The organism is Pseudomonas sp. LF020 (assembly GCF_053456425.1).
Map to the genome: position 1 here is coordinate 1 of NZ_JBRFIX010000010.1, position 26,314 is coordinate 26,314.

Genomic DNA, 26,314 nt, shown 5'->3' on the forward strand with positions numbered 1-26,314 from the left:
CCGACAGACCTGGCACAAGCGGAGCGGATGGTGCGGGAGGCAATCTTGATCTACAACCAGGAACGCCCGCACCTATCCTTGAAATACAAAACGCCCGATGCGGTGCATCGGGCGTTAGGGTGAAACACGTGTAAACCTATTTCAGGACTAGACACGAAGCTTTTACACCACCGCTTTACGCAACGTCGCCATGAACGCCGCCGCACCGATGAACAGCCCGGCAAAGGTGCGGTTCATGCGTTTCTGCTGCTTCGGCGTACGCAACAGGCGCAGCACCTTGGACGCCAGTCCGGTGTAGCCGGCCATGACGATCAGGTCGACCGCGATCATGGTCACGCCGATCACCACGTACTGGATCAGCAGCGGCGCATGCGGATTAATGAACTGCGGCAGCACCGCGAGCATGAACACCAAGGCCTTGGGGTTGCTGATGTTCACCAGAAAACCACGGAACACCAGCGCCATAGGCCGGCCGATAGGGCGTACGGCGGCGTCATCGCTCATGTCCATCGGCAGTGCGCGCCATTGCTTGATCGCCAGATAGACCAGATAGGCCACACCGAACCATTTGATCGCGTGGAATGCGGTGGCCGATGCGGTGAGGATCGCGCCGACCCCGGCGCCGACAATCGCGATCTGCACCGCCAGGCCGATCTGCAGGCCGAGGGCGTTCCAGTAACCGCGCCAGAAACCGTATTGCAGACCGCTGGACATCGACGCGATGGCGCCAGCACCCGGGGACAGACTGATCACCCAGCAGGCGGCAAAGAATGCCAGCCATGTTTGAAGCTCCATCGCACACCTCGACTCTGAATCGTGACAGACGTCAAAGCTAATGCGGTTTGGGCCTAAAAGCAAAAGATCGTCCGATCGCGGCCCGAGCCTGCGGCAGCTCCCACAGGGATCGCATTTCAATGTAGGAGCTGCCGCAGGCTGCGATCTTTTGATCTTGCTTGGAAAATCTACTTCTCGAACCCGCTGGAAGGAAACACATCGCTCCCGCGCCAACGCCGCACCGAACGCTGGAAAAACAAACTGTTCGGCACCTGCACCATGGCGCTGCCAGTCCCCAGCTCCTCGGCTTCGATCAACGTGGTGTAAAGCAGATTGATCGCCACCACCCGGCCTTTGACGCCGGGCTTGTCGGTGGTATCCACCAGCTCCACCACATCGCCGAGACGGAACGGGCCGACGGTGAAGATCAGAATCGCGCAAAGCAGGTTCGACAGCACACTCCACATGGCGAAGAACGCCACCGCCGCCACCGCGACGAACCCCGACAGCGCCGTCCACAACACCGTGGCCGACACGCCTAGCCGCTCCAGCACAAAGATCACCGCGCTGCCCATGATCAGCCAGCGCAATACGCCACGCAGCGGCATCAACAGCTGCGGCGGAAACGGATAGCGCTCACCCAGGCGGGTGAGGAATCGAGCGACGACACGCTGAGCGAAATAACCGGCCAGCAGGATCAGCAGAATCTGCACACCGAGCCAGATCGGCTCGACCCACACCGCCGGCAGCGGCCACTGAAACGCATCCATCAGGACAACGTCTCCAGCTCCGCCTGCATGCTTTCCAGCGTTTCGAGTGCCTCCATCCACGCCTCTTCCAGCTCGGCTTCGCGCACCTTCAATTTGGCTTGCTCGGCCAGCAGATCGCGCAACTCGTTCTTGCGCGCCGGCTCGTAGATGTCGCTGTCAGCGAGGCTGGCGTCGACCTTGGCGAGTTTTTCGTGGAGCTTGCCCAGTTCGGCTTCGAGCTTGTCGGCTTCACGCTTGTGCGGTGCCAGTTGCTGACGCAGCGCAGCAGCGGCCTGCCGCTGGGCCTTCTTGTCGGTCTTGTCCGGGTTGACCGGGGTGTTGCTGACCGGGGCGTTGCGCTGACGGTATTCCACCAGCCAGCGCGCGTAGTCTTCGAGGTCGCCATCGAACTCTTCGACCTTGCCGTCAGCGACCAGGTAGAAGTTGTCGGTGGTGCTCTTGAGCAAGTGCCGATCGTGAGACACCACCAGTACCGCGCCGCTGAATTCCTGCAGCGCCATGGTCAGCGCCAGGCGCATTTCCAGGTCGAGGTGGTTGGTCGGTTCGTCGAGCAGCAACAGGTTCGGCCGTTCCCAGGCGATCAACGCCAGCGCCAGACGCGCTTTCTCGCCACCGGAGAAATTCAGCACCGGTTCGTCGATACGCGCGCCACGGAAGTCGAAACCACCGAGGAAGTCACGCAGCGTTTGTTCACGTTCGGTCGGTGCCAGACGCTGCAGGTGCAGCAGCGGGCTGGCCTTGGCATCCAGCGAGTCAAGCTGATGCTGGGCGAAGTAGCCAACCACCGTGTTCTCGCCACGGGTCAGACGCCCGGCCAGCGGCTCGAGCTCACCGGCGAGGTTCTTGATCAGGGTCGATTTACCGGCACCGTTCGGCCCGAGCAGACCGATCCGCGCACCCGGGGTCAGTTGCAGCTTGACCTTCTCCAGGATGGTTTTTTCGCCGTAACCCAGACGTGCATCGGACAGGTCGATCAGCGGACTGGAGATCTTGGTCGATTCGCGGAACACGAAATCGAACGGCGAATCGACGTGGGCCGCCGACAGCTCTTCCATGCGCTCCAGGGCCTTGATCCGGCTCTGCGCCTGACGGGCCTTGGTGGCCTGGGCCTTGAAGCGGGCGATGTAGCTTTCCATGTGCGCACGTTGCGCCTGCTGCTTCTCGTAGGCCTGTTGCTGCTGGGCCAGACGTTCGGCACGGGCACGTTCGAACGCGGTGTAGCCGCCACGGTACAGGGTCAGTTTGCGCTGATCGACATGCGCCACGTGATCGACCACTTCATCGAGGAAGTCGCGGTCGTGGGAAATCAGCAGCAAGGTGCCCGGATAACTTTTCAGCCACTCTTCGAGCCAGATGATCGCGTCGAGATCCAGGTGGTTGGTCGGTTCGTCGAGCAGCAACAGGTCCGACGGACACATCAAGGCCTGCGCCAGGTTCAGACGCATCCGCCAGCCACCGGAGAAATCGCCTACCTGACGGTCCATCTGCTCGTTGGTGAAACCGAGACCTGCCAGCAACTTGCGTGCCCGCGCATCGGCGGTATAGCCGTCGGCGCTGTCGAGCTCGGCGTGCAGGCGGGCCAGAGCCGTGCCATCGTGGGCCGCTTCGGCCACGGCGAGGTTACGTTGTACCTCACGTAGACGCAGGTCGCCATCGAGCACATAGTCGACCGCCAGGCGCTCGAGCGTGTCGACCTCCTGGCGCATGTGCGCGATCCGCCAGTCAGCCGGCAGCAGGCAATCGCCCGAGTCCGGGTGCAACTCGCCACGCAGCAAGGCGAACAGGCTGGATTTTCCGGCGCCGTTGGCACCGATGAGGCCGGCTTTGTGGCCGGCGTGCAGGGTCAGCTCGGCGTCTTCTAGCAGACGTTGCGGGCCACGCTGTAAAGTCAGGTTCTGAAGTCGGATCATAATGGCGGCGGAGTCTACCAGCTTCGCTCACAACTGGCGCGAGTAGCACGATGTCCTCTGACCTGTGGAGCTTTTCCCTTGCCACCTACGCCCGACCGGGCGTGGAACCTGCCTGCCTGCAACTGCAAACGGCAGGGGCCAATGTCTGCCTGCTGCTGTGCGGTCTGTGGTTGGAACAACGTGGCGTGGCCTGCGACGAACAACGCCTGGAGCAGTTGAAAACGCTGGTGGGGCCTTGGGATGCGGAGGTGGTGCAGCCACTGCGTGCATTGCGCACTCAATGGAAAACCCTGGCCGAAGACGATCCGATACTCAAGGGTCTGCGAGAACAAATGAAAGCGCTGGAGCTGGAAGCCGAACGGCATCTGCTGTGGCAACTGGAACAGATTGCGCAGGCCTGGCCGCGCGATGACGTCTCAGCGTCGAGGCAATGGCTGGAGAGTCTGGCGGGATCGACCGCCAGCCCGAACCGCGACGCGCTGCAAGTGCTGCGCGTCGCGGCAACCGGCACTTAGGAAGCGCTGGTCGGGTTGCTGCTGGCGCTCGACGCAGCGGCTGGCGTTGGCGCAGTCGTGGTGGTCGAGGTGGAAGCGGCCGGAGCAGGCGCGGCCGCCGGCGCCGGAGCGGCTGGCTTGGCGGCAGGTGAAGTCGTCGGCTTGGCGGCAGCGGGTTTGGCAACAGCCGGTTTTTTCGCGGCAGGTTTGGCAACCGGCTTGGCGGCTGGTTTAACTGCTGGCTTTGCGGCTACTGGTTTGGCAGCAGGCTTGGCCGCAGCAGTTGCAGGTTTTGCTGCTGCAGGTTTGCTCGCTGGTTTGGCAGCGGTTTTAGCGGCAGGCTTGGCCGCCGGTTTGGCAGCAACCTTGGCAGCAGGTTTTGCCGCGACCGGTTTGGCCGCAGTCTTGGCTGCCGGTTTTGCAGCGGCGGTTTTCGCCGCAGGTTTGGCAGCAGCGGTTTTGGCCGGAGCGGCTTTGCGCGCAGCTGGTTTTGCCGCTGGCTTGGCAGCCGGTTTTGCCGCTGCAGGCTTGGCAGCAGCAGTACGTGCGGCCGGTTTTGCAGCGCTCGCCGCAGCCGGTTTTTTCACTGCGGTTTTTGCAGCAGGTTTGGCGGCAGTTTTAGCCGGGGCCTTGGCCGCTGGTTTTGCCGCTGGTTTGGCTGCAGCAGTTTTCGCCGGGGCTTTCGCCGCAGCCGGTTTGGCTGGCGCTTTTTTCGCAGACGCTGCAGCAGGTTTGGCAGCGCGGGAAGACAACGCCTTGCCGGCGGCCTCTTGCACCCGGCCGACACCCTGGGCCAGTTTCAGGCTTTCCTGGGCATCGCGCTTGAGTTGCAGAATGTAGCCGCGAGTGTCGGACTGACGATCCTTCAACGCATCGAGCAGGTCTTCAAGTTCCTTGACGGCAGCCTTGGCCTTGTTCTGTGCCTTGGCTTTACCGGCAGCAGCGGCGTCCTGCAATTTGGTGCGGGACTTGTGCAGTTTTTCTTGCGCCTTGCCGCGTTGCTTTTCCAGTTTGGCGAGCAGTTTTTCAGCATCAGCCAAGGCTTGGGAGCAAGCGTTTTCCAAATGCTCGAGCAGGCTGCCCGAGAGTTGTTGGAGTAAGTGCAACGGAGTGTTTACAGGCTTCTTGGTGGCCGACATGGTTTACCTCCTGGCTGACGTGAGTGCGGCTCATACTAGACCTCTGCAGTTACCGCCGCTAGGTCATCTTGACAGTAACGAAACCGTTGCGTTGCAACGAAGCGAAAATGTTCTGCACAAAGTCAAAAGCAGTTCACCGTTGCAGACGTTCGCGCTGGCATAATCCACCGCAATTCAGGACGGAGAGAGCTCATGTCGCGCTACCTTTTTTTATCCCTCTGCATGATTTTTTCAGCGGCACACGCCGACGAAAAAACCACCGCGAACGACGCTCACGATCTGGCCTACAGCCTCGGCGCCAGCCTCGGTGAGCGGCTGCGCCAAGAGGTGCCGCAACTGCAGATTCAGGCACTGGTCGATGGTTTGCAGCAGGCCTATCAAGGCAAGCCGCTGGCGCTGAGTGAAGCGCGCATCGAACAGATTTTGGCCGACCATGAATCGCAAAATGCCGAACACGCCGCGATGCCTTCGAGCGACGCCGCGATGGAAAACGAGCAGCGTTTTCTGACGGCTGAAAAAGCCAAACCGGGTGTGAAGCAACTGGCTGACGGCATCCTGCTCACCGAGCTGACACCAGGCACCGGCACCAAGGCAGGCCCTGATGGAAAAGTGCAGGTGCTGTATGTCGGTCGCCTGCCGGATGGCACCGTGTTCGATCAGAACACTCAGCCACAATGGTTCAGCCTCGACAGCGTGATTGCCGGGTGGCGCACCGCTTTGCAAAACATGCCGGTGGGCGCGAAATGGCGACTGGTGATTCCATCGGATCAGGCCTATGGCGCCGACGGTGCGGGCGATCTGATCGCGCCGTTCACACCGCTGGTGTTTGAAGTCGAATTGCGCGGTGCAACGAGCTGACCGACGCCGATTCGCCGGCATAAAAAAACGCGGTGCGCTTTCGGCGCATCGCGTTTTTTTTTGCCTGAGAAAACCAATCAGGCCTGAGCGGTATCTTCTTCCTTGTGTGCCGTGTGCAGCACTTCGATCAGGCAGTCTTCCAGTTCGAAGCGTTCGTGCAGCAGGCCACCCAGCTCCTTGAACTTCTCGGCGACGCATTTGCCTTCGTCGCAAAGGTCGTTGAACGCGAGGAGTTTTTCGGTGATGACGTCGATACGCGGGTAGAGGGTTTCGGCGAGTTCCAGACCGCGCTTGTCGTTGAAGGCCTTGGCTTCACCGGTCAGCTGTTCGTAGATCTCGAAGTGCCCGGCCGAAACGTAATCGACCAGCACGCCGCAGAATTCCAGCAAGGGTTTACGGTTCTCGGACAGAGCCTGTGGTTTGTCGCCCAACTTGTCGTAGGCACCGATCAGTTCTTCACGCTCCTGCAACCAGCGGTCGATCAGCAGATGAACTCCACCCCAGCGTTCCTGAGCATTCTGACAACTTTCGAGCATGGCGATCTCTCTTCCCTTGTGGGTCATGCTGCTCTACACCCGCGCCCCTCTTCTGGCTTTTATCGCTTGGAGGCCGACCGGGCAGAGCGTCATCGAGCAACATAAATCCAATGACACGTGCGGGCCAGATTATGCCCGCACGCCTATGGCTTCAAGGTACGCAGGAGATAAAGTTCATACAAGTGTTTAATCCCCGACCAGCACCCGGTGCGACGCTTCGCCGCTGAGCGGTCGTTGCAGGGCGCTCCAGACCAGACGCAGCAATTGGTACACCGCCAGGATCGACATCGCCACAAAGAACAGCAGACTCCATTCCGGGATGCTCAAATCGAACAGCGTCCAGGAAATTTCCGCGCAATCGACACCACCCTTGAACATCCGCATCGTTGCACACAACCATGGCAGGTTGCTGAACAGCGCTTCGGAATCGGGCGCGCAGCGGGTCATTTGCACCAGCGGATCACTCTGCAGCAGCACCTGCCGCCAGGCCGCCGTGGTACCAGCCAGGCTCAGGCCAAGCGCGGCAGCCCAATAGAGCGACAGGCCGACACGCCGTGGGCCATGGATCGCCGCCAGCCCGCAACAGGCTGCCAGCAACGCCATGAAGAAGCGTTGGGCCAGGCACAGGCTGCAGGGCGTCAGCCCCACCGCGTATTCGAGATAATAGGAAGCTCCCAGGGCCATGGCCCCTGCAGTGAAAGCCGTGAAAAACAAGGAGCGTGAACAGGCCAACGACATGGCTTTTCCGTAACAGTGGAGACAGGCAGTTACGGTAGAGGAAAGCTTGTCAGCCTTTCAAGGCAGGTGCATGGCGACAGTTCACCAGAAGTGTAGGGAAAACCCGACAGGCGCGAGAAGAAAAGGTGTATCCCGTTGTAGGACTTTGCCCAAGACGCCCGCCACAGGTAATTTTTCGCTCACTGCACGTTGACGAGGGAGCATGCTCCCTCGCGATATCAGGCGTGAACCGGCACCGGCAACGGCGCGGCCAGCAGACGCTCATCCAGCAATCCGAGACCTTCCTGGAACAGCTGATTACTGCGCTCGGTGTCACCCAGTTGCGCAAGCAGACGCGCCAGCTCGGCGCAGGCTTCCGGGTTGCGCTGCACGCGCAGACTGCTTTCCAGATAATCCCGTGCCTTGCCCCACAAGCTGGTTTGCAGACACAGCCGACCGAGGGTCAGCAACAGGCTCGGATCCGCCGGATGCTCCTTGAGCCAGCCTTCAGCGGCCTGCAACTGACGCGCCGGATCGCTGCCGCGCACCAGCCCATACTGACGCGCGAGATGGCTGTCGTACTTGCGCTTGAGGGCGCTGCGCAGGACTTCCTCGGCTTCCACCTGGGCACCCAGCTGACGCAGTTGTTCAGCGTATGCCAGCACCAGCGCCGGCTCCTGACGCTGCGCGGAAGTCAACTGCTCCCAGGCACGGGTGAGTGACTGCAGACCGACCTTGCCGTCTTCGTCGCGGTGTGCCGCCAGCGACAGGTTGTTACCCCAGGCGCGTCGTTCGAGTTCAGCCAGTTCGGCTGGCGGCAAAGCCTTGTCCTTGCGCAATTCCGGCAACAGGCGAATCACCGCCGACCAGTCGCCGCGTTGCTGATGCAGACGCTGCAACTGTCGCAAAGTCTGCACGTTATGCGGATGCCGCTCGTGCATCGCTTGCAGGGTCACCAGGGCGCCGTCGGTGTCACCACGATCGGTCTGCAACTGCGCATGACTCAAGGCAATCGCCAACTCGGCCTGCGGCTGGCGCTCCAGCGCACGTTCAAGCAACTGATCGCACTCTTCGTACTTGCCTTGTTCGTTGGCCGCGCGTGCCGCGCCGAGGTAATACAACAGCGGCTGGCGCTCGGCCTCGGCGGCGCGAGACAGGTGACGTTGCGCGCTGGCCCAGCGACCCTCGGCCAGATCCAGCTGCCCGTGTTCGATGGCCACCTGCACCCGCCGGCTACGGTTACGGCGCGACCACGGATTGACCACGCCACTGGAGGCCATGACCAGCTCGACCAAGGCCTTGATGCCCCAGATCAGCAGCCACAACACTGCGATCAGTGCCAGCGCCGCCCATAGACTCGATTCATAGCGAAAGCTCTTGTAGGCAACCAGCACGTAACCGGAATGCTCGGCAATCGCCAGGCCCAGCGCCGCTGTCGCCGCGATCACCAGAAACACGATCACATACAGGCGCTTCATGGCGTGGTCTCCTGCGCAGTGTTGGCGGCAGGTTTGGCGAACGGTTTGACCGATTCTTCAGCGTTGACGTTGCGGCGTTCCAGATAAGCCTGCACCGCGCTCAGCGTGCCGGTCAGGTCCGGGGTCTTGACGGTGACCGGTTGCTGGCTCAGCTCGGCAACCTGTTCGAGCATGATTTTGCTCTGCGGATTATCCGGATTGAAATTGCCCTTGAGCACGTCCCGCGCCTCGGTCAGTGCCTGGGTGTAGACCGGCGCCTGGCCATTGAGCGCAGCCCATTGCGCCTGCTCCAGCGCGAGGCTGAGGGCCAGACGCACCTGGCTCAGACTTTGCCCGGCCAGCAGTGGCTTCACATTCTTGTCGGCATTGAAATCGATGCGGATGTAGCGCGACACCTGATCCCACCACTGCGCCCAGCGACTGGCGCCATCGCCGTCAGCGGTCAGGCCCAGCAGTGATTCGCCGCGATCCTTGTACTCCGGCGCCAGCTCGGTCAGTTCGATGACCTGATCACGCAAGGCACCGATGCGCAGGAACAGACCGGTGCGATCCGGCTGCTCGGTGCTGCGCAGGGCGACAAGGGTTTTCGCCACTTGCTCGCGGGCGGCGAACGAACCCGGGTCGTTTTGTTCACGCAGAATCTCGTCGGCGCCCTGCACCAGCGCTTGGGCGCTGCTGATGTCCTGCAAGGCCGAAAGACGCAGACTCGCCAGACGCAGCAGATGCTCGGCCTCGGCCAGACGCCAGTCCTTGCGACTGGCGCCGAGAACGGTTTCCAGACGCTGGTTGAGGCGCTGCTGATCCCCCTGCAGTTGCGTCACCAGACGCTGACGCTCGGCGAGTTCATCGGCACCAGGCAGTTGCGCGAGGCGCTCGGTCAGGCGCTGTTCGTTGAGCTTGAGGCTCTGTGCCTGATCGTTCAGTGCCTGCACCTGGCCTGACTGTTGTGCAGTGTTGCTCTGCAGGTGACGCACCTGCCAGACACCCCAGCCACCGATCGCCACGCCGGCAGCGCCGAGCAACAGGGCGACGATGGCCAGTCCGTTGCCTCGGCGCGGCTCTTTGGCCGGCGGTGGAGTTTCAACCTGGGCATCGATCACAGGCTGGACATCATCTTTAGGCAAGGCTGTTTCGCTCACGTATCCATCCTTTGCATTAGAGAACGGGCACGGGATGCTCCCGTAACGCCGTCAGCAAAGCCGCGGCACTCGCGCCGCGGCAATCCACAACTGTTCGGGCCCCGGCGGCATGTGCCAGCTCGGCGACCCTTGGGCTTGGCACAAACAACGGCAGCTGCGCAATCGCAGGCCAGGCATCGCCGGCCATCTGGCGCAGGTGCTCGAAACCCTGTCCACTGCTGACCACCAGCCCGTTCAAGCGTTCCGCTGCAATGCGCCGCGGCAGCTCTTGCGGCGGGTAGGCCGGCAGGTCACGCCGATACAACTCCAGATACTCGACACTAGCACCAAGCGCGCGCAGGCGCTCGGCGAGCAGCTCGCGACCACCCTCGCCACGCAGGATCAACACCTGCGCGCCGGACTCGGTGACCGCCTCGCGCAGACGCGGCAATTGCAGCAGGGCTTCACTGTCATCGCCGTCGGCGGGAAAGTGTACGTCGAGACCGTGATCGCGAAGAATCTGCGCGGTCGCCGCACCGACGCTGAACCACGGCATCGACAGCGACTGAAGCCCATGAGCGTCCAGCAGATCAAGCGCAATCCGCGCCGCCGGTTTGCTGACCACGATGACCGCGCTGCAACCCGAAAGCCGCGCCAGCGCCTGACGTATCTTGTCAGAGACCGGCAGCGGCGCTATGTCCAGAAGCGGCAGGCAACTGCTGGAAATCCCCTGTCCGGCCAACACCTCGGCCAGCGCCGCGCAGTCATCCGCAGGACGCGTCAGCAGCAGGCGCCAGCCAGTCACTCGTGACCTGCCTCGCCATACACTGCTTTGAGAATGTCGTCGGCACCCTGACCGAGCAGATCTTCAGCGACCTGCACGCCCAACGCTTCGGCATTGGCCCGCGGCGCACGCGCTTCGGCGCTGAGCAGCTTGCCACCGCTCGGCTCGCCGACCAGACCACGCAGCCACAGTTGCTCACCTTCGAGCACGGCGTAGCAGGCGATCGGCACCTGGCAGCCGCCATTCAGGTGTTTGTTGAGGGCACGTTCAGCGGTCACGCGCGAAGCGGTGTCGGCGTGATGCAACGGTGCGAGCAAGGCGTGAATCTGCGTGTCGGCACTGCGGCATTCGATGCCGACAGCGCCCTGGCCACCGGCCGGCAGACTGTCGTCAACACTGATGGCTGAGGTGATGCGCTCTTCGAAACCGAGACGGATCAGGCCGGCTGCCGCGAGGATGATCGCGTCGTACTCGCCGGCATCGAGTTTGGCCAGGCGAGTATTGACGTTGCCGCGCAGGAAGCGGATTTCCAGATCAGGACGACGGGTCAGCAGTTGCGCCTGACGCCGCAGGCTGGAAGTGCCAACGATGGCGCCGGCAGGCAGCGCATCCAGGCTTTGATAGGTATTGGAAACGAAGGCATCACGCGGGTCTTCGCGTTCGCAAATGCAGAACAGACCAAGGCCTTCGGGGAAGTCCATCGGCACGTCTTTCATCGAGTGCACGGCGATGTCGGCTTCGTTTTCCAACAGCGCGGTTTCCAGTTCCTTGACGAACAGGCCCTTGCCGCCGATTTTCGACAGCGGCGAGTCGAGCAGCTTGTCGCCGCGACTGACCATGGGCACCAGCGTCACCAGCAGACCCGGATGGGCCGCTTCCAGACGGGCTTTGACGTATTCGGCCTGCCAGAGGGCCAGCGCACTTTTACGGGTGGCGATGCGGATTTCGCGAGAGGACATGGATCAATCCGTACTGAATAGATACGGCGGATAATAACAGCTCAGCCAAATCCACTTTGACTTGAATCAGAAACGGCGTGGCCTCCCTGGCCTGCAATGCCCGGCAGAAGAACGTGAAACCGTGCGCGAAGACCGGGTCAGAGGCCCTGCATCATCTTGCGCACACCGGCCACATGCCGACGGCTGACGATCAGCGCATCACCATTGAGGCCTTTGAGGAATAGCTGGAAATGCCCCAGCGGTGTGCGTTGCAGACGCTCGATGCGGTCGCGGGCGACCAGCGCGTTGCGGTGGATGCGCACAAAACGCTCGCCGAATTCATCTTCGAGGGCTTTCAGCGGTTCGTCCAGCAGCACTTCGCCGCTTTCATGGCGCAGGGTCACGTATTTGTGATCGGCTATGAAATAGACCACCTGATCCAGCGGGATCAGCTCGATGCCTTTGCGGGTACGGGCGCTGATGTGACTGCGCGGGCCGTTACCGCTTTCGGCGGCGGGACGGGTCAGGGCCGAGAGTTGCGCCCGGTTGGGACGTTCAGCCCGTTTCAGGGCGTCATGCAGATGTTCGGTTCGCACGGGTTTCACCACATAGCCCACGGCGCTGGCCTGCAGGGCTTCCACGGCAAATTCATCGGGGCCGGTGCAAAACACCACGGCCGGTGGCGTTTCGCGCTCGCACAGACGGGCAGCGACCTGCAGGCCATCGAGGCCCGGCATGCGGATATCGAGCAGCACGATATCCGGCTTGTGGCTGTCGATCAGCGCCAGCGCCTCTTCGCCATTCGTGGCGCTGGGCTCCAGGACTGTATAACCCTCGAGCTCGCTTACCATTCGGCTTAGGCGCTCGCGAGCCAGTGGTTCGTCATCAACGATCAGGACATTCATATTGCGCTGGATTCCTGCGTGAGTCTCGCACAAGGATAGCGTAGACAGGTGAAGTGACGTCCGTCACCGCGATCCACGCTAAGACTAGCCCGAGCGCCAAAAAGTGCCGTACGTCGGCCAGCAATATTTGCCAGTGTCCGGGTCGTACCGCTCAAAGCCCGCTGTTTCCTGCGTTTTTCACGGGGTATGCCAAAGGACAAAACCACCCACCCCCTCTTCTTATAGTCGGCGTCAAGACCTTTGCGCGTTCCGCAGTCGCGCCGACCCTTATGTCCAACTGTAGACGCTTGCCGGGCCGATATTGCTCAATCGAAAAATATCCTTGCGCAAATCCCCCGCAGACGGCGCCGACTATGAATGAGCAGATGAGAAAAAAACGTATCGACCGGTGTCAGCGACAGGATTGGCAACCCTGTTATTATCCGCGCCAGCGTTTCACGCCTTCTTTCTTCAAGCCGATACGAGCGAATTCATGAGCACTGACAAGACCAATCAGTCCTGGGGCGGCCGCTTCAGTGAACCCGTCGACGCCTTCGTCGCCCGCTTCACCGCCTCCGTCACTTTCGACCAGCGCCTGTATCGCCACGACATCATGGGCTCGATTGCCCACGCCACCATGCTGGCCAAGGTCGGCGTGCTGACCGATGCCGAGCGCGACAGCATCATCGACGGCCTGAAAACCATTCAGGGCGAAATCGAGGCCGGCCAGTTCGACTGGCGCGTCGACCTCGAAGACGTGCACATGAACATCGAAGCGCGCCTGACCGATCGCATCGGCATCACCGGCAAGAAACTGCACACCGGGCGCAGCCGCAACGACCAGGTCGCCACCGACATCCGGCTGTGGCTGCGTGATGAAATCGACCTGATCCTGGCCGAGATCACCCGCCTGCAAAAAGGCCTGCTGGAGCAGGCCGAGCGCGAAGCCGCGAGCATCATGCCCGGCTTCACTCACCTGCAAACTGCTCAGCCAGTGACCTTCGGCCACCACATGCTGGCGTGGTTCGAAATGCTCAGCCGCGACTACGAGCGTCTGGTCGACTGCCGCAAGCGCACCAACCGCATGCCACTGGGCAGCGCCGCGCTGGCCGGCACCACCTACCCGATCGACCGCGAATACACCGCACAACTGCTGGGCTTCGACGCCGTCGGCGGCAACTCGCTGGACAATGTTTCCGATCGCGACTTCGCCATCGAATTCTGCTCGGCCGCGAGCATCGCGATGATGCACCTGTCGCGCTTCTCCGAAGAGCTGGTGCTGTGGACCAGCGCGCAGTTCCAGTTCATCGATCTGCCGGACCGCTTCTGCACCGGCAGCTCGATCATGCCGCAAAAGAAAAACCCGGATGTGCCGGAGCTGGTACGCGGCAAGACCGGCCGCGTATTCGGCGCACTGATGGGCCTGCTGACCCTGATGAAGGGCCAGCCACTGGCCTACAACAAGGACAACCAGGAAGACAAAGAGCCGCTGTTCGACGCCGCCGACACCCTGCGCGATTCGCTGCGCGCCTTTGCCGACATGATCCCGGCGATCAAGCCAAAGCACGCGATCATGCGTGAAGCGGCGCTGCGCGGTTTCTCCACCGCGACCGACCTGGCGGACTACCTGGTGCGCCGTGGCCTGCCGTTCCGTGACTGCCACGAAATCGTCGGTCACGCGGTGAAGTACGGCGTGGACACTGGCAAGGATCTGGCCGAGATGAGCCTGGAAGAACTGCGCCAGTTCAGCGACCAGATCGAGCAGGACGTGTTCGCCGTGCTGACCCTGGAAGGTTCGGTGAACGCCCGTGACCACATCGGCGGGACTGCACCGGCGCAGGTCAAGGCCGCCGTGGTTCGCGGTCAGGCCCTGATCGCCAGCCGCTAAAAGCATCGCTGGCAAGCCAGCTCCCACAGGGTTCTTTGTTGGAACACAATTTTGCGTTCGACCCAAAGACCTGTGGGAGCTGGCTTGCCAGCGATTACCTATTTACAAACGCCACAATACTCACTTCTTGGCAGCGATCATCGCCAAAAACGCCGGCATCGCCGCCTCTTTGTCCGCTGCAATCTTCTGCACATGCGGATTCTGCTCAAGCCGCTCCAGCAGCGCCTTGGCTTTCGGCATCTCTGCCAGCCAATCGATTCCGAACAACTTCTGCCCGACCGCACAGGCCAGCGGCACGCTGTACAGGAAGTACAAATCCGCAATGCTCAGGCTGTCGCCCGCCACGTACGGGGCGAATTTGCCGTGTCGACCCAGCGCCGCGAAACCCAGCAGCAGCTCGGCTTTGGTTTTCTCCTTGATCGCCTCCGGTACAGGCGAGCCAAAGAACGCTTCGCCATAACAGGCGCGCCCCGGCAGCTCGATGTACAACTCGATTTCCTTGGCAATCGCCAATACCTGCGCACGCTCGAATGGATCGCTCGGCAGCAGCGGTGTGCCTTTCTGGGTCTGTTCGAGGTATTCGAGGATGATCGCGGTTTCGTTGATGAACCCCGCTTCGACGCCCAGCACCGGCACTTTGCCGCGCGGGCTGATCGCCAGCGATTCCGGGGTCGGCGTCGGGTAGAAGGTGACCTCTTCGAACGCCAGGCCCTTCTCCAGCAGCGCGAGTTTGACCATGTTGTAGTAGTTGCTGACAGCGAATCCGTAGAGTTTGAACATCACATAGCCTCCAGGCCGTGCGGGGTGGGCAGTCACTGTTTATAGATCGCCCGCCACGATCCTGCCAGCAGCATCACGCCGCTGAATGCGGGTAAACTGGCGCCTTTCCTTGAGGAGCCTGCCATGAGCGAGCCGACAGACATCGACAACGACGAAGAAGAGTTCACCGAGGCGACGTTGATCGAAGCCATCGAGAACCAGATCGAAAGCGACAACCCGCCAGCGGCCAAGGCGACCTTCAACAAGCTGACGCTGGTGGGCGTCGAGCGTGAAGAGATCCTCAATCTGATGGCGCACGTGCTGGCCTACGAGATTGACGCGATGCTCGATGAAGACCGGGCGTTCGATACCCAGTGGTATGAAACCGCGCTGCGTGCGTTGCCTGAGTTGCCACCGGAAAAGCAGTAACGCAAATTTTCCAGACTAGACTCTGTGGCGAGGGAGCTTGCTCCCGCTCGGCTGCGTAGCAGTCGTCAAGATTTTGGGGCCGCTACGCGCCCCAACGGGAGCAAGCTCCCTCGCCACAGACAGCATTCCAAGGCAAAAGCCTGTTTCCGGCACTGGACATGCCGCAAAAGCGGGTTCACCTTAGGGGCGCTGTCGTCCAATTCCTAGAAAGTCTGGAGTCCTTATGTCGCTTACCCCTGAGTTGGTTGCCGAACTGGAAGTCCTCGCACTCTTCAACCTGGACAGTTCCCAGGAAGGTTTGAAAATTCATCAGACCGCTGCCCCGAAACATATCGCCGCCGCCAAACGCCTCTTCGAGAAAGAACTCACCGACCAGCCTGATGGCGGGTATCTGACCAGCCTGGGTCGCGATGCCGCGCAAAATGTGCAAACCGTGCTGACCATTCTGAGAGAGCAGGCAACCGCCTGATTTTTCCCGTCTTTGCCCACGGGAACTCCTGCCACGGGATTTCCGCGGGCCCACCTGGCACCCCCGCTAAAAATCTGACGTCAAAAAACAAATTCAGCTTAAAAGTCCCGCTGCGCAAAGGCTAAACTGCCTCCCATTCCGAGACCTTATTCGTCCGGCCTGCGAGCCGGTTTGAGCTGACATGACGCGCACCCACGAAATCCGCCCCGACCTGGATGAAGGCATCGACCGCAAGGTACTCAGCCAGTTGCGTGCGCGTTTTCTCAAGCTCAATGAAGGTCGGCTCGGCCGGGCACTTGAAGGCTTGTCGACCCGCCAGCAAGGTGTATTGACCCTGCTGCCACTGTTCTTCCACGTCAATCACCCGCTGCTGCCGGGTTATGTCTCGGGCAGCACGCCAGCCGGCCTGTCCAATTACGAGCCGGACGCCAATGCGCTGGCCGAAGCGCAGCGCCTGACCCGCTCGTTCTCCTACAAGCCACGCCACGGCAGCAACCCGCCACGGCCGATTCACGGACTATTCCTGATGGGCAGCCTTGGCACCCTGGCTCAGGCCGATCAGAGCGACATGGACGTGTGGGTCTGCCATGCGCCAGACCTGACGGACAGCGAACTGGCGGAATTGAGCAAGAAATGTCAGCTGCTCGAGGCCTGGGCCGCGACCCAAGGCGCCGAGGCGCACTTCTTCCTGATCGACCCGGTGCGTTTCGTCAAAGGCGAACGCGACACCCAGCTCAGCTCGGAAAACTGCGGCAGCACTCAGCACTATCTGTTGCTGGACGAGTTTTATCGCACCGCGATCTGGCTGGCCGGGCGTACGCCGATCTGGTGGCTGGTGCCAGTCTACGAAGAACGCGCTTACGACCTTTACACCCACACCTTGTTGTCCAAGCGCTTCATTCGCGCCGACGAGACGCTTGATCTCGGGCATCTGGCAACGATTCCGCCGGGCGAGTTCATCGGCGCCGGCCTGTGGCAGTTGTTCAAGGGCATCGAGTCGCCCTACAAGTCGGTGCTCAAGCTGTTGCTGACCGAGGTCTACGCCAGCGAACACCCGAACGTGCAGTGCCTGAGCCTGCGCTACAAGCAAGCCGTGTTCGCCAATCAGCTGGATCTGGATGAGCTCGATCCGTACATGGTGGTGTACCGACGCATCGAGGAATACCTCAGCGCCCGCAACGAGCCGGAACGTCTGGAGCTGGTGCGGCGCGCGCTGTACCTCAAGGTCAACCGCAAGCTCACCGGCAACAGCCGCACCCAAAGCTGGCAGCGCTCGTTGCTGGAACGCCTGGCGCACGAATGGCATTGGGATCAGCGCCAGCTGGCCTTGCTCGACAGCCGCAGCCAGTGGAAAGTCCGTCAGGTCAGTGCCGAACGCCGCGCGCTGGTCAATGAGCTGAATTACAGCTATCGCTTCCTGACCCAGTTCGCCCGCACCGAACAGACCGTCAGCCTGATCAACAAGCGCGACCTGAACGTGCTCGGTCGTCGCCTGTACGCCGCGTTCGAGCGCAAGGCCGACAAGGTCGAATTCATCAATCCTGGCATCGCCCCGGATCTGGCCGAAGACACCCTGACGCTGGTGCAATCGCCGAACAAAAAAGAGCCCGGGCAAACCCAGTGGGGTTTGTACAACGGCAGCCTGAATGCCCTGGAATGGGAGCACTTCGCGCCGATCAAGCGCAGCCGCGAGTTGCTTGAACTCCTGACCTGGTGCCATCGCAACGGTGTGATCGACAGCAGCACCCGACTGGCGCTGCACCCCGGCACCAGCGACATGAGCGAGTTCGAGTTGTTCAACCTGCTCGGCAGCCTGCAGCAGTGCATCGCCCTGCCCTTGCCGACCGTTGCCGAAGAACCGCTGCTGCGTGCCGCGGTGCCGAGCGAAGTGCTGATGCTGGTCAACGTCGGTGTCGATCCGCTCAAGCACCACCGCGACCTGAATATCCTGATGACCACCGAGCGCACCGACTCACTGAGTTACGCCGGGGTGCGCGAAAACCTTGTGCTGACCCTCGACCAGGTCACGCTCAACAGCTGGAACGAAGTGCTGGTCAACCGTTTTGACGGCCCCCACGCGTTGCTCGATTGCCTGCGCGACTACCTCAACAACCTGCCGCGTGGCCCGCAGCAGCCGTCATTGAAAGTGCGCTGCTTCTGCCACAACCGCGCCCAGTTCATTGCCCGGCGCGTCGAAGAAATCGTCGACACGGCGCAGAACCTGCTGCTCAGCGAGCTCAATCACCGCTACCTGATTCAGGTGCAACAGCACTATCACGTGCTGGAGTTGGTGCCGGGACAGGTCAACCATGTCGCTCTCGCCACGCTGCCGGCATTGCTCGATTATCTGGGCGAAGAACAACCGCGCTACAGCCCGCTGCACCTGGACCCGATGGCACTGGAGGATCACGATCTCGCGCTGATCCTGCCGATGGGCCAGCCGGAATCGATTCAGGTGTTCTACCGGATCACCGAACAACAGGCCGAGCTGTACGTGCTGGATGAGTTCAACGCGCTGTGGCAGCAGCATCTGCCGTATCACGACGAACAGAGCCTGCTGGTGCCGCTGCAGCGCTTCCTGCAATCGATCCAGTACCGACGTGAAGCGCTGTTGCCGATGGACGGTAGCCCGGCGGTCAGCCTCGACACCTTGTATTACCAGTTATTGCCTTCAGGCCTTGGGCGCGCGCGCCGGGTCGAAGCACGGCCGGCGCCGCAGACACCGGTCAACAAACCGTTCTACGACGTGCAAGCGATCGTCGGCAAAGCGGCACCGGGCGAGGTGCAAGTCACCTTGTATTGCAATCAACGAGAATTCAGCGAGCTGGAACATGGCGATCAGCTGTTCCACGTGGTCGCCCGGGAAATCGTCGAGCAGCGCCGCGAGACCGAGCGCTATCGCTGCTACATCACCGACCTGGACCTCTCGGGCCTGCTCGGTGATGGTCAGAGTTCAAGCAATTTGTATCTGCGCTACAAGGCCGACCTGGAGCGCGCCCTGAACGAGGCGCTCGAACAGGTCTGAGGCGGGGTCACTCGCGGAATTCACCGCCGTTGGCCGGCTGCGATTCGACTTCCAGCAAGGTCAGTTTCAGGGTCTTGCCGCCGGGCGCCGGCCAGTCGATGTGCTGACCGACCTTCAGGCCCAGCAGCGCGCTGCCGACCGGTGCGAGGATCGAGATCTTGCCCTCGTCGGCGTTGGCGTCCTTGGGATAGACCAGCGTCAGGTGGTAATCCTTGCCACTGCCTTCTTCGCGGCAGTGCACGCGAGAATTCATGGTCACGACATCGGCGGGCACTTCATCGTGGCCGACCAGTGTATCGGCGCGGTCCAGTTCGGTTTGCAGCGCGATCACGCCCGGCGCAGCCTGGTCTTTCTCATTCAGGTTGTCGATCAAGCGCTCCAGACGTTGCACGTCCAGACGGGTAAGAGTGATGGAAGGTGCGGTCATGATCCGGGCAGACTCCTTTCTTCTGCACACAAAAAAAGCAAAACCCCGCCAAAAAAGACGGGGTTTTCACCAGGCCTCGATGGGTTGAGGCGTGTTCGGACACTATCACAGCTCAAAAAATATACAAGTCACCTTCCAGACCGGAGGAGACGCCTTGTGGCGAGGGAGCTTGCTCCCGCTGGGGCGCGTAGCGGCCCTGAAATTCCTACGACTGCTGCGCAGCCGAGCGGGAGCAAGCTCCCTCGCCACAGATCGGATCAGGCATGTGATTTTCGTGCGGCAGCCTGCTGGCAGATGATCCGGCGGCGTTGATCGTCCGCCGAGCGCCACTCGCGAATGTCCTCGACATGCCGCGCACAACCGAGGCAGACCTTCTGCTCATCCAATCGGCACACGCCGGTGCACGGCGACGGCACCGCGGGGCTGACGTTGCTGTAGAGCGGTTTGGGTGGGCGCGGGGCAACCTCGGTCACGATCAGATCTCTTCGAAATCCAGCTCGAGGCCGGCCTGGTCCTGGACACAACGAGCCAGCACTTCACCGAGCAACTCTTCGGACTTCTCGCAACTCCATTTGCCCGACTCTTCGTCGTAGTCGAAATGGAATCCACCGGAACGCGCTGCCAGCCACAGCTGACGCAGCGGCTCCTGGCGACTGATGATCAACTGGCTGCCGTTATCGAACTTGATGGTCATCATGCCGGCCGTGATCTCGATATCGTCGGCATGATCCTCCAGCAACTCTTCCAACGCCTGCTGGGTGGCATCGACCAGATCGTGGAAACGCGCTTCGGACAAACTCATTGTGGCAACCTCAAAAAATGTCTGATCAGGCTCAAGCGCCGCAAGATACGGACGCTGCCGGCCGATTGCAAAGGATAACGACCAAGGGCCTGCCCGCCCATCAACACCGAACCCTGTGGGAGCGAGCCTGCTCGCGAATAGCGGTGTGTCTGGCAGTAAACATATCGGATGTGCCGGCCTCTTCGCGAGCAGGCTCGCTCCCACAAGGCTCCAGGCGTATTCAGGGAGCCCCGCCGGACGGAAACCCCCTCGCATAGGCAAGCTGCCGGGTGGCCGGTATACTCCGGCGCAATTAACGCATTTTCAAGGATTTCGCCATGAAGCGCCTGATCTCTTCCCTTGCTGCGCTCGTCGCGGTTGCCTGCCTCGTTTCGGCCTGTGGTCAAAAAGGCCCGCTGTACCTGCCGGATGACGATCAGGACCCGGCCGAGCAAGCCCAGTCTTCGCAGAAGCAGCCGTCCAAAGCTCACAAGCACGACGTTTACCAATAAGGGATCGCCATGGACGCTTTTAACTACCGTGGCGGGGAGCTGTTCGCGGAAGGTGTGGCGCTGTCCGCCATCGCCGACCGCTTCGGCACGCCCACCTATGTTTATTCGCGCGCACACATCGAAGCCCAGTATCTGGCCTACGCCGATGCCCTGGCCGGCATGCCGCACCTGGTCTGCTACGCCGTCAAGGCCAACTCCAACCTCGGCGTGCTGAATGTCCTGGCCCGTCTCGGCGCCGGTTTCGATATCGTTTCCCGTGGCGAACTGGAACGTGTACTGGCCGCTGGCGGCAGTGCCGACAAGATCGTGTTCTCCGGCGTCGGCAAGACCCGTGACGACATGCGTCGCGCGCTGGAAGTCGGCGTGCACTGCTTCAACGTCGAATCCACTGACGAACTCGAGCGCCTGCAAGTCGTGGCTGCCGAGCTGGGTGTTCGCGCCCCGGTCTCGCTGCGCGTCAACCCGGACGTCGACGCCGGCACCCACCCGTACATTTCCACCGGTCTCAAAGAGAACAAGTTCGGCATCGCCATTGCCGACGCCGAAGACGTGTACGTGCGTGCCGCGCATCTGCCGAACCTGGAAGTGATCGGCGTCGACTGCCACATCGGCTCGCAACTGACCACTTTGCCGCCGTTCCTCGATGCTCTCGACCGTCTGCTGGATCTGGTCGACCGCCTCGGCGATTGCGGCATCCACCTGCGCCACATCGATCTCGGTGGTGGCCTGGGCGTGCGGTATCGCGATGAAGAGCCGCCACTGGCCGGCGACTACATCAAGGCCGTACGCGAGCGTCTGAACGGGCGTGACCTGGCGCTGGTGTTCGAACCGGGCCGCTTCATCGTCGCCAACGCTGGCGTGCTGCTGACCCAGGTCGAGTACCTCAAGCACACCGAACACAAGGATTTCGCCATCGTCGACGCGGCGATGAACGACCTGATCCGCCCGGCGCTGTATCAGGCCTGGATGGACGTCACTGCGATCAAACCGCGTGACTCCGCTGCGCGCAAATACGACATCGTCGGCCCGATCTGCGAAACCGGCGATTTCCTCGCCAAGGATCGTGAGCTGGCGCTGGAAGAAGGCGACCTGCTGGCCGTGCATTCGGCCGGGGCCTACGGCTTCGTGATGAGTTCCAACTACAACACCCGTGGCCGTGCCGCTGAAGTGTTGGTAGACGGTGATCAGGTTTTTGAAGTGCGCCGCCGCGAAACCGTGGCCGAGCTGTTTGCCGGCGAAAGCCTGCTGCCGGAGTAACCCATGCTGCTGCGTTTTACCAAAATGCACGGCCTGGGCAATGACTTCATGGTTCTCGACCTGGTCAGCCAGCACGCGCATATTCAGCCCAAGCACGCCAAGCAATGGGGCGACCGGCACACCGGTATCGGTTTCGACCAGTTGCTGATCGTCGAAGCGCCGAGCAACCCGGACGTGGATTTCCGCTACCGGATCTTCAACTCCGATGGCTCGGAAGTGGAACAGTGCGGCAACGGTGCACGCTGCTTCGCCCGCTTCGTTCTGGACAAGCGCCTGACCGCCAAGCGGCAGATTCGCGTCGAGACCAAGGGCGGCATCATCGAGCTGGACGTGCGTAACGACGGCCAGATCGGGGTGAACATGGGCGCGCCGCGTCTGGTGCCGGCGGACATTCCGTTCGACGCGCCGGCGCAGGCCAGCAGCTATCAGCTGGAAGTCGACGGCACCACGGTCGAACTGGCCGCCGTGTCGATGGGCAACCCGCACGCCGTATTGCGCGTGCAGGACATCAACAACGCACCGGTGCATGAACTGGGGCCGAAAATCGAACACCACCCGCGCTTCCCGGCACGGGTCAATGTCGGTTTCATCCAGGTCATCGACCGCAACCGCGCGCAGTTGCGCGTCTGGGAACGCGGCGCCGGGGAAACCCAGGCCTGCGGCACCGGCGCTTGCGCCGCGGCTGTCGCGGCCATCAGCCAGGGGTGGATGGATTCGCCGCTGTTGATCGACCTGCCCGGCGGGCGTCTGTCCATTGAATGGGCAGGCCCTGGCCAACCGGTGCTGATGACCGGCCCGGCAGTGCGTGTATACGAAGGACAAGTGCGTCTTTGAGTGAGCAGAAGCCATGACCGATAAGCCTCAGGTACCCGCCCGACAGTCCGACGAATCAGCGTCCGAGAGCCTGGAGGCGGCAGCGGTTGCCGCATACCTGGAGGCTCATCCGGACTTCTTCGTCGAGCACGAAGAACTGCTGCCTGCCATGCGCATTCCTCATCAGCGCGGTGACACCGTATCGCTGGTCGAACGGCAGATGAGCATCCTGCGCGACCGCAACATCGAGATGCGTCATCGTCTCTCGCAGTTGATGGACGTCGCCCGCGACAACGACCGGCTGTTCGACAAGACCCGTCGCCTGATCCTGTCCCTGATGGATGCCGCCAGTCTGGAAGATGTGGTGATCAGCGTCGAAGACAGCCTGCGCCAGGACTTTCAGGTGCCTTTTGTCAGCCTGATCCTGCTCGGCGACAACCCGGCACCGGTCGGCCGCTGGGTCACCCACGCCGACGCGCAAACCGCGATCGGCGGGCTGCTCACCGAAGGCAAGAGCGTCAGCGGCACTCTGCGTGAACATGAACTGGACTTCCTGTTCGGCGAAGAACAGCGCAAGCAGATCGGCTCCACAGCGGTGGTCGCGGTCAGCCATCAAGGCATCCACGGCATTCTCGCAATCGCCAGCCGTGATCCGCAGCATTACAAGAGTTCGGTCGGTACGCTGTTCCTCAGCTACATCGCCGAAGTCATGGGCCGCGTGCTGCCACGGGTCAACAGCTCCCTGCGCTCGGTACGCTGAACATGGAACGGCAACTGGACGCTTACTGCGAACACTTGCGCAGTGAGCGACAGGTGTCGCCGCACACCCTGTCGGCCTACCGCCGCGACCTCGATAAAGTCCTCGGCTGGTGCATCAAGCAGAATATCGGCAGTTGGGCGGCGCTGGATATTCAGCGTCTACGCAGCCTGATCGCCCGACTGCATGCGCAGGGTCAGTCGTCACGCAGTCTCGCCCGATTGCTTTCGGCGGTGCGCGGGCTCTATCACTATCTGAATCGCGAAGGTCTGTGCGACCACGACCCGGCGACCGGTCTGGCGCCGCCAAAAGGTGAACGGCGCCTGCCAAAAACCCTCGACACTGACCGTGCGTTGCAACTGCTGGAAGGTGCGGTCGAGGACGACTTTCTCGCTCGTCGTGATCAGGCGATTCTCGAACTGTTCTATTCCTCGGGCCTGCGCCTGTCCGAGCTGACCGGGCTCAATCTCGATCAGCTGGATCTGGCCGACGGCATGGTTCAGGTGCTCGGCAAGGGCAGCAAGACCCGCCTGCTGCCGGTCGGCAAAAAGGCGCGCGAAGCACTGGAGCAATGGCTGCCGCTGCGAGCCATGACCAACCCGGCCGACGACGCCGTATTCGTCAGCCAGCGAGGTCGGCGCCTCGGCCCACGGGCGATTCAGGTGCGGGTGAAACTGGCCGGCGAGCGCGAGCTGGGGCAGAACTTGCACCCGCACATGCTGCGGCACTCTTTCGCCAGCCACTTGCTGGAGTCCTCGCAGGACCTGCGCGCGGTGCAGGAACTGCTCGGCCACTCGGACATCAAGACCACGCAGATCTACACCCACCTGGACTTCCAGCACCTGGCGGCGGTCTACGACAGCGCCCACCCACGGGCCAAACGCAGCAAAGGCGACGATTCATGAATATCCAGTTGATCACCTTCGACCTCGACGACACCCTGTGGGACACCGCCCCGGTGATCGTTAGCGCCGAAGCGGTATTGCGCCAATGGCTGAGCGAACACGCACCGAACCTGGGCGCAGTGCCGGTGGAGCATCTGTGGGCGATCCGGGAGCGGGTTCTGGCCAGCGAACCGGGCCTCAAGCATCGCATCAGTGCGTTGCGCCGACGGGTGTTGTTCCACGCACTGGAAGACGCTGGCTATGCCCATGGCGAAGCTTCCGAGCTGGCGGACAAGAGTTTTGAGGTGTTTTTGCATGCACGGCATCAGATCGAAGTGTTCCCGGAGGTCGAACCGACCCTGGAAATCCTCGCCAATCATTACGCCCTCGGCGTGGTCACCAACGGCAACGCCGACGTGCGCCGGTTGGGGCTGGCGGATTACTTCAAGTTTGCCTTGTGCGCTGAAGACATCGGTATCGCCAAACCGGACGCGCGTCTGTTTCAGGAGGCGTTGCAGCGTGGTGGCGTGAGTGCTGAAGCGGCCGTGCACATTGGTGATCATCCAGGCGATGACATTGCCGGGGCGCAGCAGGCCGGCATGCGCGCGGTCTGGTTCAACCCCACGGGCAAGGTCTGGGAAGCCGAGCGGCTGCCGGATGCGGAGATCCGCAGCCTGACCGATTTGCCGGCAGTGCTCGCCCGCTGGAATGCCACCTCCAGCTGACACACAACCTTTTTTTGTGGCGAGGGAGCTTGCTCCCGCTCGGCTGCGCAGCAGTCGTAAAACCAGCCAACACAATATTCCTGAAAAACTGCGCCTGCAGATTTTGGGGTCGCTTCGCGACCCAGCGGGAGCAAGCTCCCTCGCCACAATATCGCAGTGAACGAGCGCTTTTGTTTCAGGCATGAAAAAGCCCGCAGCGACGGCGGGCTTTTTCAGCAAGCAGGTAGCACGCCTCAGATAGGGCGGCTGCCGTACTTGTTGTCCGGCTTCTTGGGCGGATCGGCGACCACGTTGGCCTCCACTTCCTGCACCTTGCCGCCGCGCGCAAGGAATTCTTCCATGGCCTTGGCCAGGGCGTCACGCTCCTTGTTCTTGGCTTCGATGCTCGGCAACTCGTCTACCGACACCGCAGCCTTGGCTTTGCCTTTGGCAGCCGGGGCCGGCGTATCGTCACCGCCATCGTCGTCAGCAACGTCTTCCGCTGCTGCTTCCAGGCCTTCCTCGGCCTCGTCTTCGTCGCCTACTTCGAGGTCGTCGTTTTCCAGATCATCGTCGCTCATGTTCTACCTCATGACTTGCGAAAAGCAGATTAGTTATAGACCAGCTTTGGCGACTGTCGAAAGTCGCCGGAAAAAAATCGGTAACCGCTGGTGACCAACGGTTTACGCCCCTTCACCGTGCAGGGTGGCGAGGACTTTACGCGCACCGCCATGATCACGGTGCTCGCCCAGATAAACGCCTTGCCAGGTTCCCAGTGCCAGACGACCTGCCGAAACCGGCAGACTGATCTGGCAGCCAAGCACGCTGGCCTTGAAGTGCGCCGGGAGGTCGTCCAGGCCTTCGTCGTTATGCTCATAGCCGTCTGTTCCTTGTGGGATCAGACGATTGAAAAATCGTTCGAAGTCGCGACGGACCGCCGGATCGGCGTTCTCGTTGATGGTCAACGACGCCGAGGTATGCTGCAGCCACAAATGCAACAGACCGATCCGGCACGCCTTGAGTTCAGGCAGGCCGGCGAGTAACTCGTCCGTTACCAGATGAAAGCCCCGGGGCCGTGCCCGCAGGGTTATCAGAGTCTGTTGCCACATACAGTTCTCCGCACGTTCGGGGCGCATTCTAGCGCGCTCTGGGAAAAAACAAAGGCCCTAATATTCCTGCAATGATGTAAGCGATTGGCCGCAGAAAAAC

At 61.7% G+C, this 26,314-nt stretch carries 30 protein-coding genes; 13 read left to right on the top strand and 17 right to left on the bottom strand.

Annotation, left to right across the window (positions count from 1 at the left end):
* Window positions 1-123 (top strand): integrase core domain-containing protein (locus tag ACU680_RS22000; RefSeq protein ID WP_448180583.1); only part of this gene is annotated, 123 nt, incomplete at its 5' end.
* A gap of 39 nt (window positions 124-162) precedes the next feature.
* Here ACU680_RS22000 and rhtB read toward each other — a convergent pair.
* From rhtB to ACU680_RS22015, 3 genes are all read right to left on the bottom strand, one after another.
* Window positions 163-795, bottom strand: a complete 633-nt coding sequence (gene rhtB, locus ACU680_RS22005) for a homoserine/homoserine lactone efflux protein (protein WP_448180511.1) — start codon at window positions 793-795, stop codon at window positions 163-165.
* A gap of 167 nt (window positions 796-962) precedes the next feature.
* A complete protein-coding gene (locus ACU680_RS22010) occupies window positions 963-1,544 on the bottom strand; it encodes a mechanosensitive ion channel domain-containing protein (RefSeq protein ID WP_367081993.1) in 582 nt (193 codons plus the stop codon).
* Window positions 1,544-3,454, bottom strand: coding sequence for an ATP-binding cassette domain-containing protein (locus ACU680_RS22015; protein ID WP_448180512.1), 1,911 nt, complete (start codon window positions 3,452-3,454; stop codon window positions 1,544-1,546). Before ACU680_RS22015 ends, ACU680_RS22010 begins: the two co-directional genes overlap by 1 nt.
* 50 nt (window positions 3,455-3,504) lie before the next feature.
* Here ACU680_RS22015 and ACU680_RS22020 point away from each other — a divergent pair, with 50 nt between their 5' ends.
* Window positions 3,505-3,969 carry a TIGR02444 family protein gene (locus ACU680_RS22020; RefSeq protein WP_448180513.1) on the top strand — a complete coding sequence of 155 codons (465 nt, stop codon included), beginning with the start codon at window positions 3,505-3,507 and terminating at the stop codon, window positions 3,967-3,969.
* Here ACU680_RS22020 and ACU680_RS22025 read toward each other — a convergent pair.
* A complete protein-coding gene (locus tag ACU680_RS22025; RefSeq protein WP_448180514.1) occupies window positions 3,966-5,087 on the bottom strand; it encodes an AlgP family protein in 1,122 nt (373 codons plus the stop codon). The two genes, ACU680_RS22020 and ACU680_RS22025, sit on opposite strands and share 4 nt — an antisense overlap.
* 192 nt (window positions 5,088-5,279) lie before the next feature.
* On the opposite strand from ACU680_RS22025, the gene ACU680_RS22030 reads away from it, so the two are divergent.
* Window positions 5,280-5,945 (top strand): FKBP-type peptidyl-prolyl cis-trans isomerase, encoded by a 666-nt coding sequence (locus ACU680_RS22030; protein ID WP_448180515.1) that lies wholly within the window; start codon window positions 5,280-5,282, stop codon window positions 5,943-5,945.
* Between the two features lie 77 nt (window positions 5,946-6,022).
* Here ACU680_RS22030 and rsd read toward each other — a convergent pair whose 3' ends face one another.
* The 7 genes from rsd to ACU680_RS22065 form a co-directional block, all read right to left on the bottom strand.
* Window positions 6,023-6,481 (bottom strand): sigma D regulator, encoded by a 459-nt coding sequence (gene rsd, locus ACU680_RS22035; protein ID WP_448180516.1) that lies wholly within the window; start codon window positions 6,479-6,481, stop codon window positions 6,023-6,025.
* Window positions 6,482-6,667: 186 nt separating this feature from the next.
* Window positions 6,668-7,219: a disulfide bond formation protein B gene (locus tag ACU680_RS22040; protein WP_448180517.1), complete on the bottom strand. Its 552-nt coding sequence runs from the start codon at window positions 7,217-7,219 to the stop codon at window positions 6,668-6,670.
* Between the two features lie 218 nt (window positions 7,220-7,437).
* The gene (locus ACU680_RS22045) at window positions 7,438-8,676 is read right to left on the bottom strand and encodes a heme biosynthesis protein HemY (protein WP_367082001.1); all 1,239 of its coding nucleotides are present in this window, start codon (window positions 8,674-8,676) and stop codon (window positions 7,438-7,440) included.
* Window positions 8,673-9,815, bottom strand: coding sequence for a uroporphyrinogen-III C-methyltransferase (locus tag ACU680_RS22050; protein ID WP_346649947.1), 1,143 nt, complete (start codon window positions 9,813-9,815; stop codon window positions 8,673-8,675). The genes ACU680_RS22045 and ACU680_RS22050 overlap by 4 nt, the downstream gene beginning before the upstream one ends.
* A gap of 16 nt (window positions 9,816-9,831) precedes the next feature.
* Window positions 9,832-10,599 (bottom strand): uroporphyrinogen-III synthase, encoded by a 768-nt coding sequence (locus tag ACU680_RS22055; RefSeq protein ID WP_448180518.1) that lies wholly within the window; start codon window positions 10,597-10,599, stop codon window positions 9,832-9,834.
* Window positions 10,596-11,537, bottom strand: coding sequence for a hydroxymethylbilane synthase (gene hemC, locus ACU680_RS22060; protein WP_448180519.1), 942 nt, complete (start codon window positions 11,535-11,537; stop codon window positions 10,596-10,598). The genes ACU680_RS22055 and hemC overlap by 4 nt, the downstream gene beginning before the upstream one ends.
* Window positions 11,538-11,674: 137 nt before the next feature.
* Window positions 11,675-12,421, bottom strand: a complete 747-nt coding sequence (locus ACU680_RS22065) for a LytR/AlgR family response regulator transcription factor (RefSeq protein WP_003229385.1) — start codon at window positions 12,419-12,421, stop codon at window positions 11,675-11,677.
* A gap of 472 nt (window positions 12,422-12,893) precedes the next feature.
* Here ACU680_RS22065 and argH point away from each other — a divergent pair, with 472 nt between their 5' ends.
* Window positions 12,894-14,288, top strand: coding sequence for an argininosuccinate lyase (gene argH / locus ACU680_RS22070; RefSeq protein ID WP_027610449.1), 1,395 nt, complete (start codon window positions 12,894-12,896; stop codon window positions 14,286-14,288).
* Window positions 14,289-14,408: 120 nt separating this feature from the next.
* On the opposite strand, the gene ACU680_RS22075 is transcribed toward argH, so the two are convergent.
* The gene (locus ACU680_RS22075; RefSeq protein WP_448180520.1) at window positions 14,409-15,068 is read right to left on the bottom strand and encodes a glutathione S-transferase family protein; all 660 of its coding nucleotides are present in this window, start codon (window positions 15,066-15,068) and stop codon (window positions 14,409-14,411) included.
* 123 nt (window positions 15,069-15,191) lie between these two features.
* On the opposite strand from ACU680_RS22075, the gene ACU680_RS22080 reads away from it, so the two are divergent.
* The 3 genes from ACU680_RS22080 to ACU680_RS22090 all read left to right on the top strand — a co-directional run bounded on the left by ACU680_RS22080 (window position 15,192) and on the right by ACU680_RS22090 (window position 18,970).
* Complete coding sequence (locus ACU680_RS22080; RefSeq protein ID WP_367082007.1) at window positions 15,192-15,476, top strand: hypothetical protein; 285 nt, start codon at window positions 15,192-15,194, stop codon at window positions 15,474-15,476.
* 223 nt (window positions 15,477-15,699) lie between these two features.
* Complete coding sequence (locus tag ACU680_RS22085) at window positions 15,700-15,945, top strand: TIGR02647 family protein (protein WP_007964531.1); 246 nt, start codon at window positions 15,700-15,702, stop codon at window positions 15,943-15,945.
* Between the two features lie 181 nt (window positions 15,946-16,126).
* On the top strand, window positions 16,127-18,970 hold the full coding sequence (locus tag ACU680_RS22090) for a class I adenylate cyclase (protein WP_448180521.1): 2,844 nt from the start codon (window positions 16,127-16,129) through the stop codon (window positions 18,968-18,970).
* Window positions 18,971-18,977: 7 nt separating this feature from the next.
* Here ACU680_RS22090 and rnk read toward each other — a convergent pair whose 3' ends face one another.
* The 3 genes from rnk to cyaY form a co-directional block, all read right to left on the bottom strand.
* Window positions 18,978-19,397 carry a nucleoside diphosphate kinase regulator gene (gene rnk, locus ACU680_RS22095; RefSeq protein WP_003229397.1) on the bottom strand — a complete coding sequence of 140 codons (420 nt, stop codon included), beginning with the start codon at window positions 19,395-19,397 and terminating at the stop codon, window positions 18,978-18,980.
* A 257-nt stretch (window positions 19,398-19,654) separates the two neighbouring features.
* Window positions 19,655-19,870: a DUF1289 domain-containing protein gene (locus tag ACU680_RS22100; protein WP_367082010.1), complete on the bottom strand. Its 216-nt coding sequence runs from the start codon at window positions 19,868-19,870 to the stop codon at window positions 19,655-19,657.
* A 2-nt stretch (window positions 19,871-19,872) separates the two neighbouring features.
* Complete coding sequence (cyaY, locus tag ACU680_RS22105; protein ID WP_007964535.1) at window positions 19,873-20,199, bottom strand: iron donor protein CyaY; 327 nt, start codon at window positions 20,197-20,199, stop codon at window positions 19,873-19,875.
* A gap of 317 nt (window positions 20,200-20,516) precedes the next feature.
* Between cyaY and lptM the strand changes: the two genes are divergently transcribed.
* The 6 genes from lptM to ACU680_RS22135 are packed head-to-tail and all read left to right on the top strand — an operon-like array spanning window position 20,517 to window position 25,126.
* The gene (lptM, locus tag ACU680_RS22110) at window positions 20,517-20,690 is read left to right on the top strand and encodes an LPS translocon maturation chaperone LptM (protein ID WP_007911098.1); all 174 of its coding nucleotides are present in this window, start codon (window positions 20,517-20,519) and stop codon (window positions 20,688-20,690) included.
* A 9-nt stretch (window positions 20,691-20,699) separates the two neighbouring features.
* Window positions 20,700-21,947, top strand: a complete 1,248-nt coding sequence (lysA, locus tag ACU680_RS22115) for a diaminopimelate decarboxylase (RefSeq protein WP_098966238.1) — start codon at window positions 20,700-20,702, stop codon at window positions 21,945-21,947.
* A 3-nt stretch (window positions 21,948-21,950) separates the two neighbouring features.
* The gene (gene dapF, locus ACU680_RS22120; protein WP_007964539.1) at window positions 21,951-22,781 is read left to right on the top strand and encodes a diaminopimelate epimerase; all 831 of its coding nucleotides are present in this window, start codon (window positions 21,951-21,953) and stop codon (window positions 22,779-22,781) included.
* A 13-nt stretch (window positions 22,782-22,794) separates the two neighbouring features.
* Window positions 22,795-23,520, top strand: a complete 726-nt coding sequence (locus ACU680_RS22125; protein ID WP_097089519.1) for a DUF484 family protein — start codon at window positions 22,795-22,797, stop codon at window positions 23,518-23,520.
* A gap of 2 nt (window positions 23,521-23,522) precedes the next feature.
* Entirely contained in the window at window positions 23,523-24,422 is a 900-nt protein-coding gene (gene xerC, locus ACU680_RS22130; RefSeq protein WP_367082016.1) for a tyrosine recombinase XerC, read from the top strand.
* A complete protein-coding gene (locus tag ACU680_RS22135; protein ID WP_448180522.1) occupies window positions 24,419-25,126 on the top strand; it encodes an HAD family hydrolase in 708 nt (235 codons plus the stop codon). Before xerC ends, ACU680_RS22135 begins: the two co-directional genes overlap by 4 nt.
* A gap of 233 nt (window positions 25,127-25,359) precedes the next feature.
* Here the strand turns inward: ACU680_RS22135 and sutA are convergent, their stop codons facing one another.
* The gene (gene sutA / locus ACU680_RS22140; RefSeq protein WP_007964546.1) at window positions 25,360-25,686 is read right to left on the bottom strand and encodes a dormancy-specific transcriptional regulator SutA; all 327 of its coding nucleotides are present in this window, start codon (window positions 25,684-25,686) and stop codon (window positions 25,360-25,362) included.
* A gap of 102 nt (window positions 25,687-25,788) precedes the next feature.
* Entirely contained in the window at window positions 25,789-26,214 is a 426-nt protein-coding gene (locus ACU680_RS22145; RefSeq protein WP_367082020.1) for a secondary thiamine-phosphate synthase enzyme YjbQ, read from the bottom strand.
* Between the last annotated feature and the right edge of the window lie 100 nt (window positions 26,215-26,314).

Coding starts and splice junctions, on each gene's coding strand:
- rhtB (WP_448180511.1), bottom strand. CDS start 795: ATGGAGCTTCAAACATGGCTGGCATTCTTTGCCGCCTGCTGGGTGATC.
- ACU680_RS22010 (WP_367081993.1), bottom strand. CDS start 1,544: ATGGATGCGTTTCAGTGGCCGCTGCCGGCGGTGTGGGTCGAGCCGATC.
- ACU680_RS22015 (WP_448180512.1), bottom strand. CDS start 3,454: ATGATCCGACTTCAGAACCTGACTTTACAGCGTGGCCCGCAACGTCTG.
- ACU680_RS22020 (WP_448180513.1), top strand. CDS start 3,505: ATGTCCTCTGACCTGTGGAGCTTTTCCCTTGCCACCTACGCCCGACCG.
- ACU680_RS22025 (WP_448180514.1), bottom strand. CDS start 5,087: ATGTCGGCCACCAAGAAGCCTGTAAACACTCCGTTGCACTTACTCCAA.
- ACU680_RS22030 (WP_448180515.1), top strand. CDS start 5,280: ATGTCGCGCTACCTTTTTTTATCCCTCTGCATGATTTTTTCAGCGGCA.
- rsd (WP_448180516.1), bottom strand. CDS start 6,481: ATGCTCGAAAGTTGTCAGAATGCTCAGGAACGCTGGGGTGGAGTTCAT.
- ACU680_RS22040 (WP_448180517.1), bottom strand. CDS start 7,219: ATGTCGTTGGCCTGTTCACGCTCCTTGTTTTTCACGGCTTTCACTGCA.
- ACU680_RS22045 (WP_367082001.1), bottom strand. CDS start 8,676: ATGAAGCGCCTGTATGTGATCGTGTTTCTGGTGATCGCGGCGACAGCG.
- hemC (WP_448180519.1), bottom strand. CDS start 11,537: ATGTCCTCTCGCGAAATCCGCATCGCCACCCGTAAAAGTGCGCTGGCC.
- ACU680_RS22065 (WP_003229385.1), bottom strand. CDS start 12,421: ATGAATGTCCTGATCGTTGATGACGAACCACTGGCTCGCGAGCGCCTA.
- argH (WP_027610449.1), top strand. CDS start 12,894: ATGAGCACTGACAAGACCAATCAGTCCTGGGGCGGCCGCTTCAGTGAA.
- ACU680_RS22075 (WP_448180520.1), bottom strand. CDS start 15,068: ATGTTCAAACTCTACGGATTCGCTGTCAGCAACTACTACAACATGGTC.
- ACU680_RS22080 (WP_367082007.1), top strand. CDS start 15,192: ATGAGCGAGCCGACAGACATCGACAACGACGAAGAAGAGTTCACCGAG.
- ACU680_RS22085 (WP_007964531.1), top strand. CDS start 15,700: ATGTCGCTTACCCCTGAGTTGGTTGCCGAACTGGAAGTCCTCGCACTC.
- ACU680_RS22090 (WP_448180521.1), top strand. CDS start 16,127: ATGACGCGCACCCACGAAATCCGCCCCGACCTGGATGAAGGCATCGAC.
- rnk (WP_003229397.1), bottom strand. CDS start 19,397: ATGACCGCACCTTCCATCACTCTTACCCGTCTGGACGTGCAACGTCTG.
- cyaY (WP_007964535.1), bottom strand. CDS start 20,199: ATGAGTTTGTCCGAAGCGCGTTTCCACGATCTGGTCGATGCCACCCAG.
- lptM (WP_007911098.1), top strand. CDS start 20,517: ATGAAGCGCCTGATCTCTTCCCTTGCTGCGCTCGTCGCGGTTGCCTGC.
- lysA (WP_098966238.1), top strand. CDS start 20,700: ATGGACGCTTTTAACTACCGTGGCGGGGAGCTGTTCGCGGAAGGTGTG.
- dapF (WP_007964539.1), top strand. CDS start 21,951: ATGCTGCTGCGTTTTACCAAAATGCACGGCCTGGGCAATGACTTCATG.
- ACU680_RS22125 (WP_097089519.1), top strand. CDS start 22,795: ATGACCGATAAGCCTCAGGTACCCGCCCGACAGTCCGACGAATCAGCG.
- xerC (WP_367082016.1), top strand. CDS start 23,523: ATGGAACGGCAACTGGACGCTTACTGCGAACACTTGCGCAGTGAGCGA.
- ACU680_RS22135 (WP_448180522.1), top strand. CDS start 24,419: ATGAATATCCAGTTGATCACCTTCGACCTCGACGACACCCTGTGGGAC.
- sutA (WP_007964546.1), bottom strand. CDS start 25,686: ATGAGCGACGATGATCTGGAAAACGACGACCTCGAAGTAGGCGACGAA.
- ACU680_RS22145 (WP_367082020.1), bottom strand. CDS start 26,214: ATGTGGCAACAGACTCTGATAACCCTGCGGGCACGGCCCCGGGGCTTT.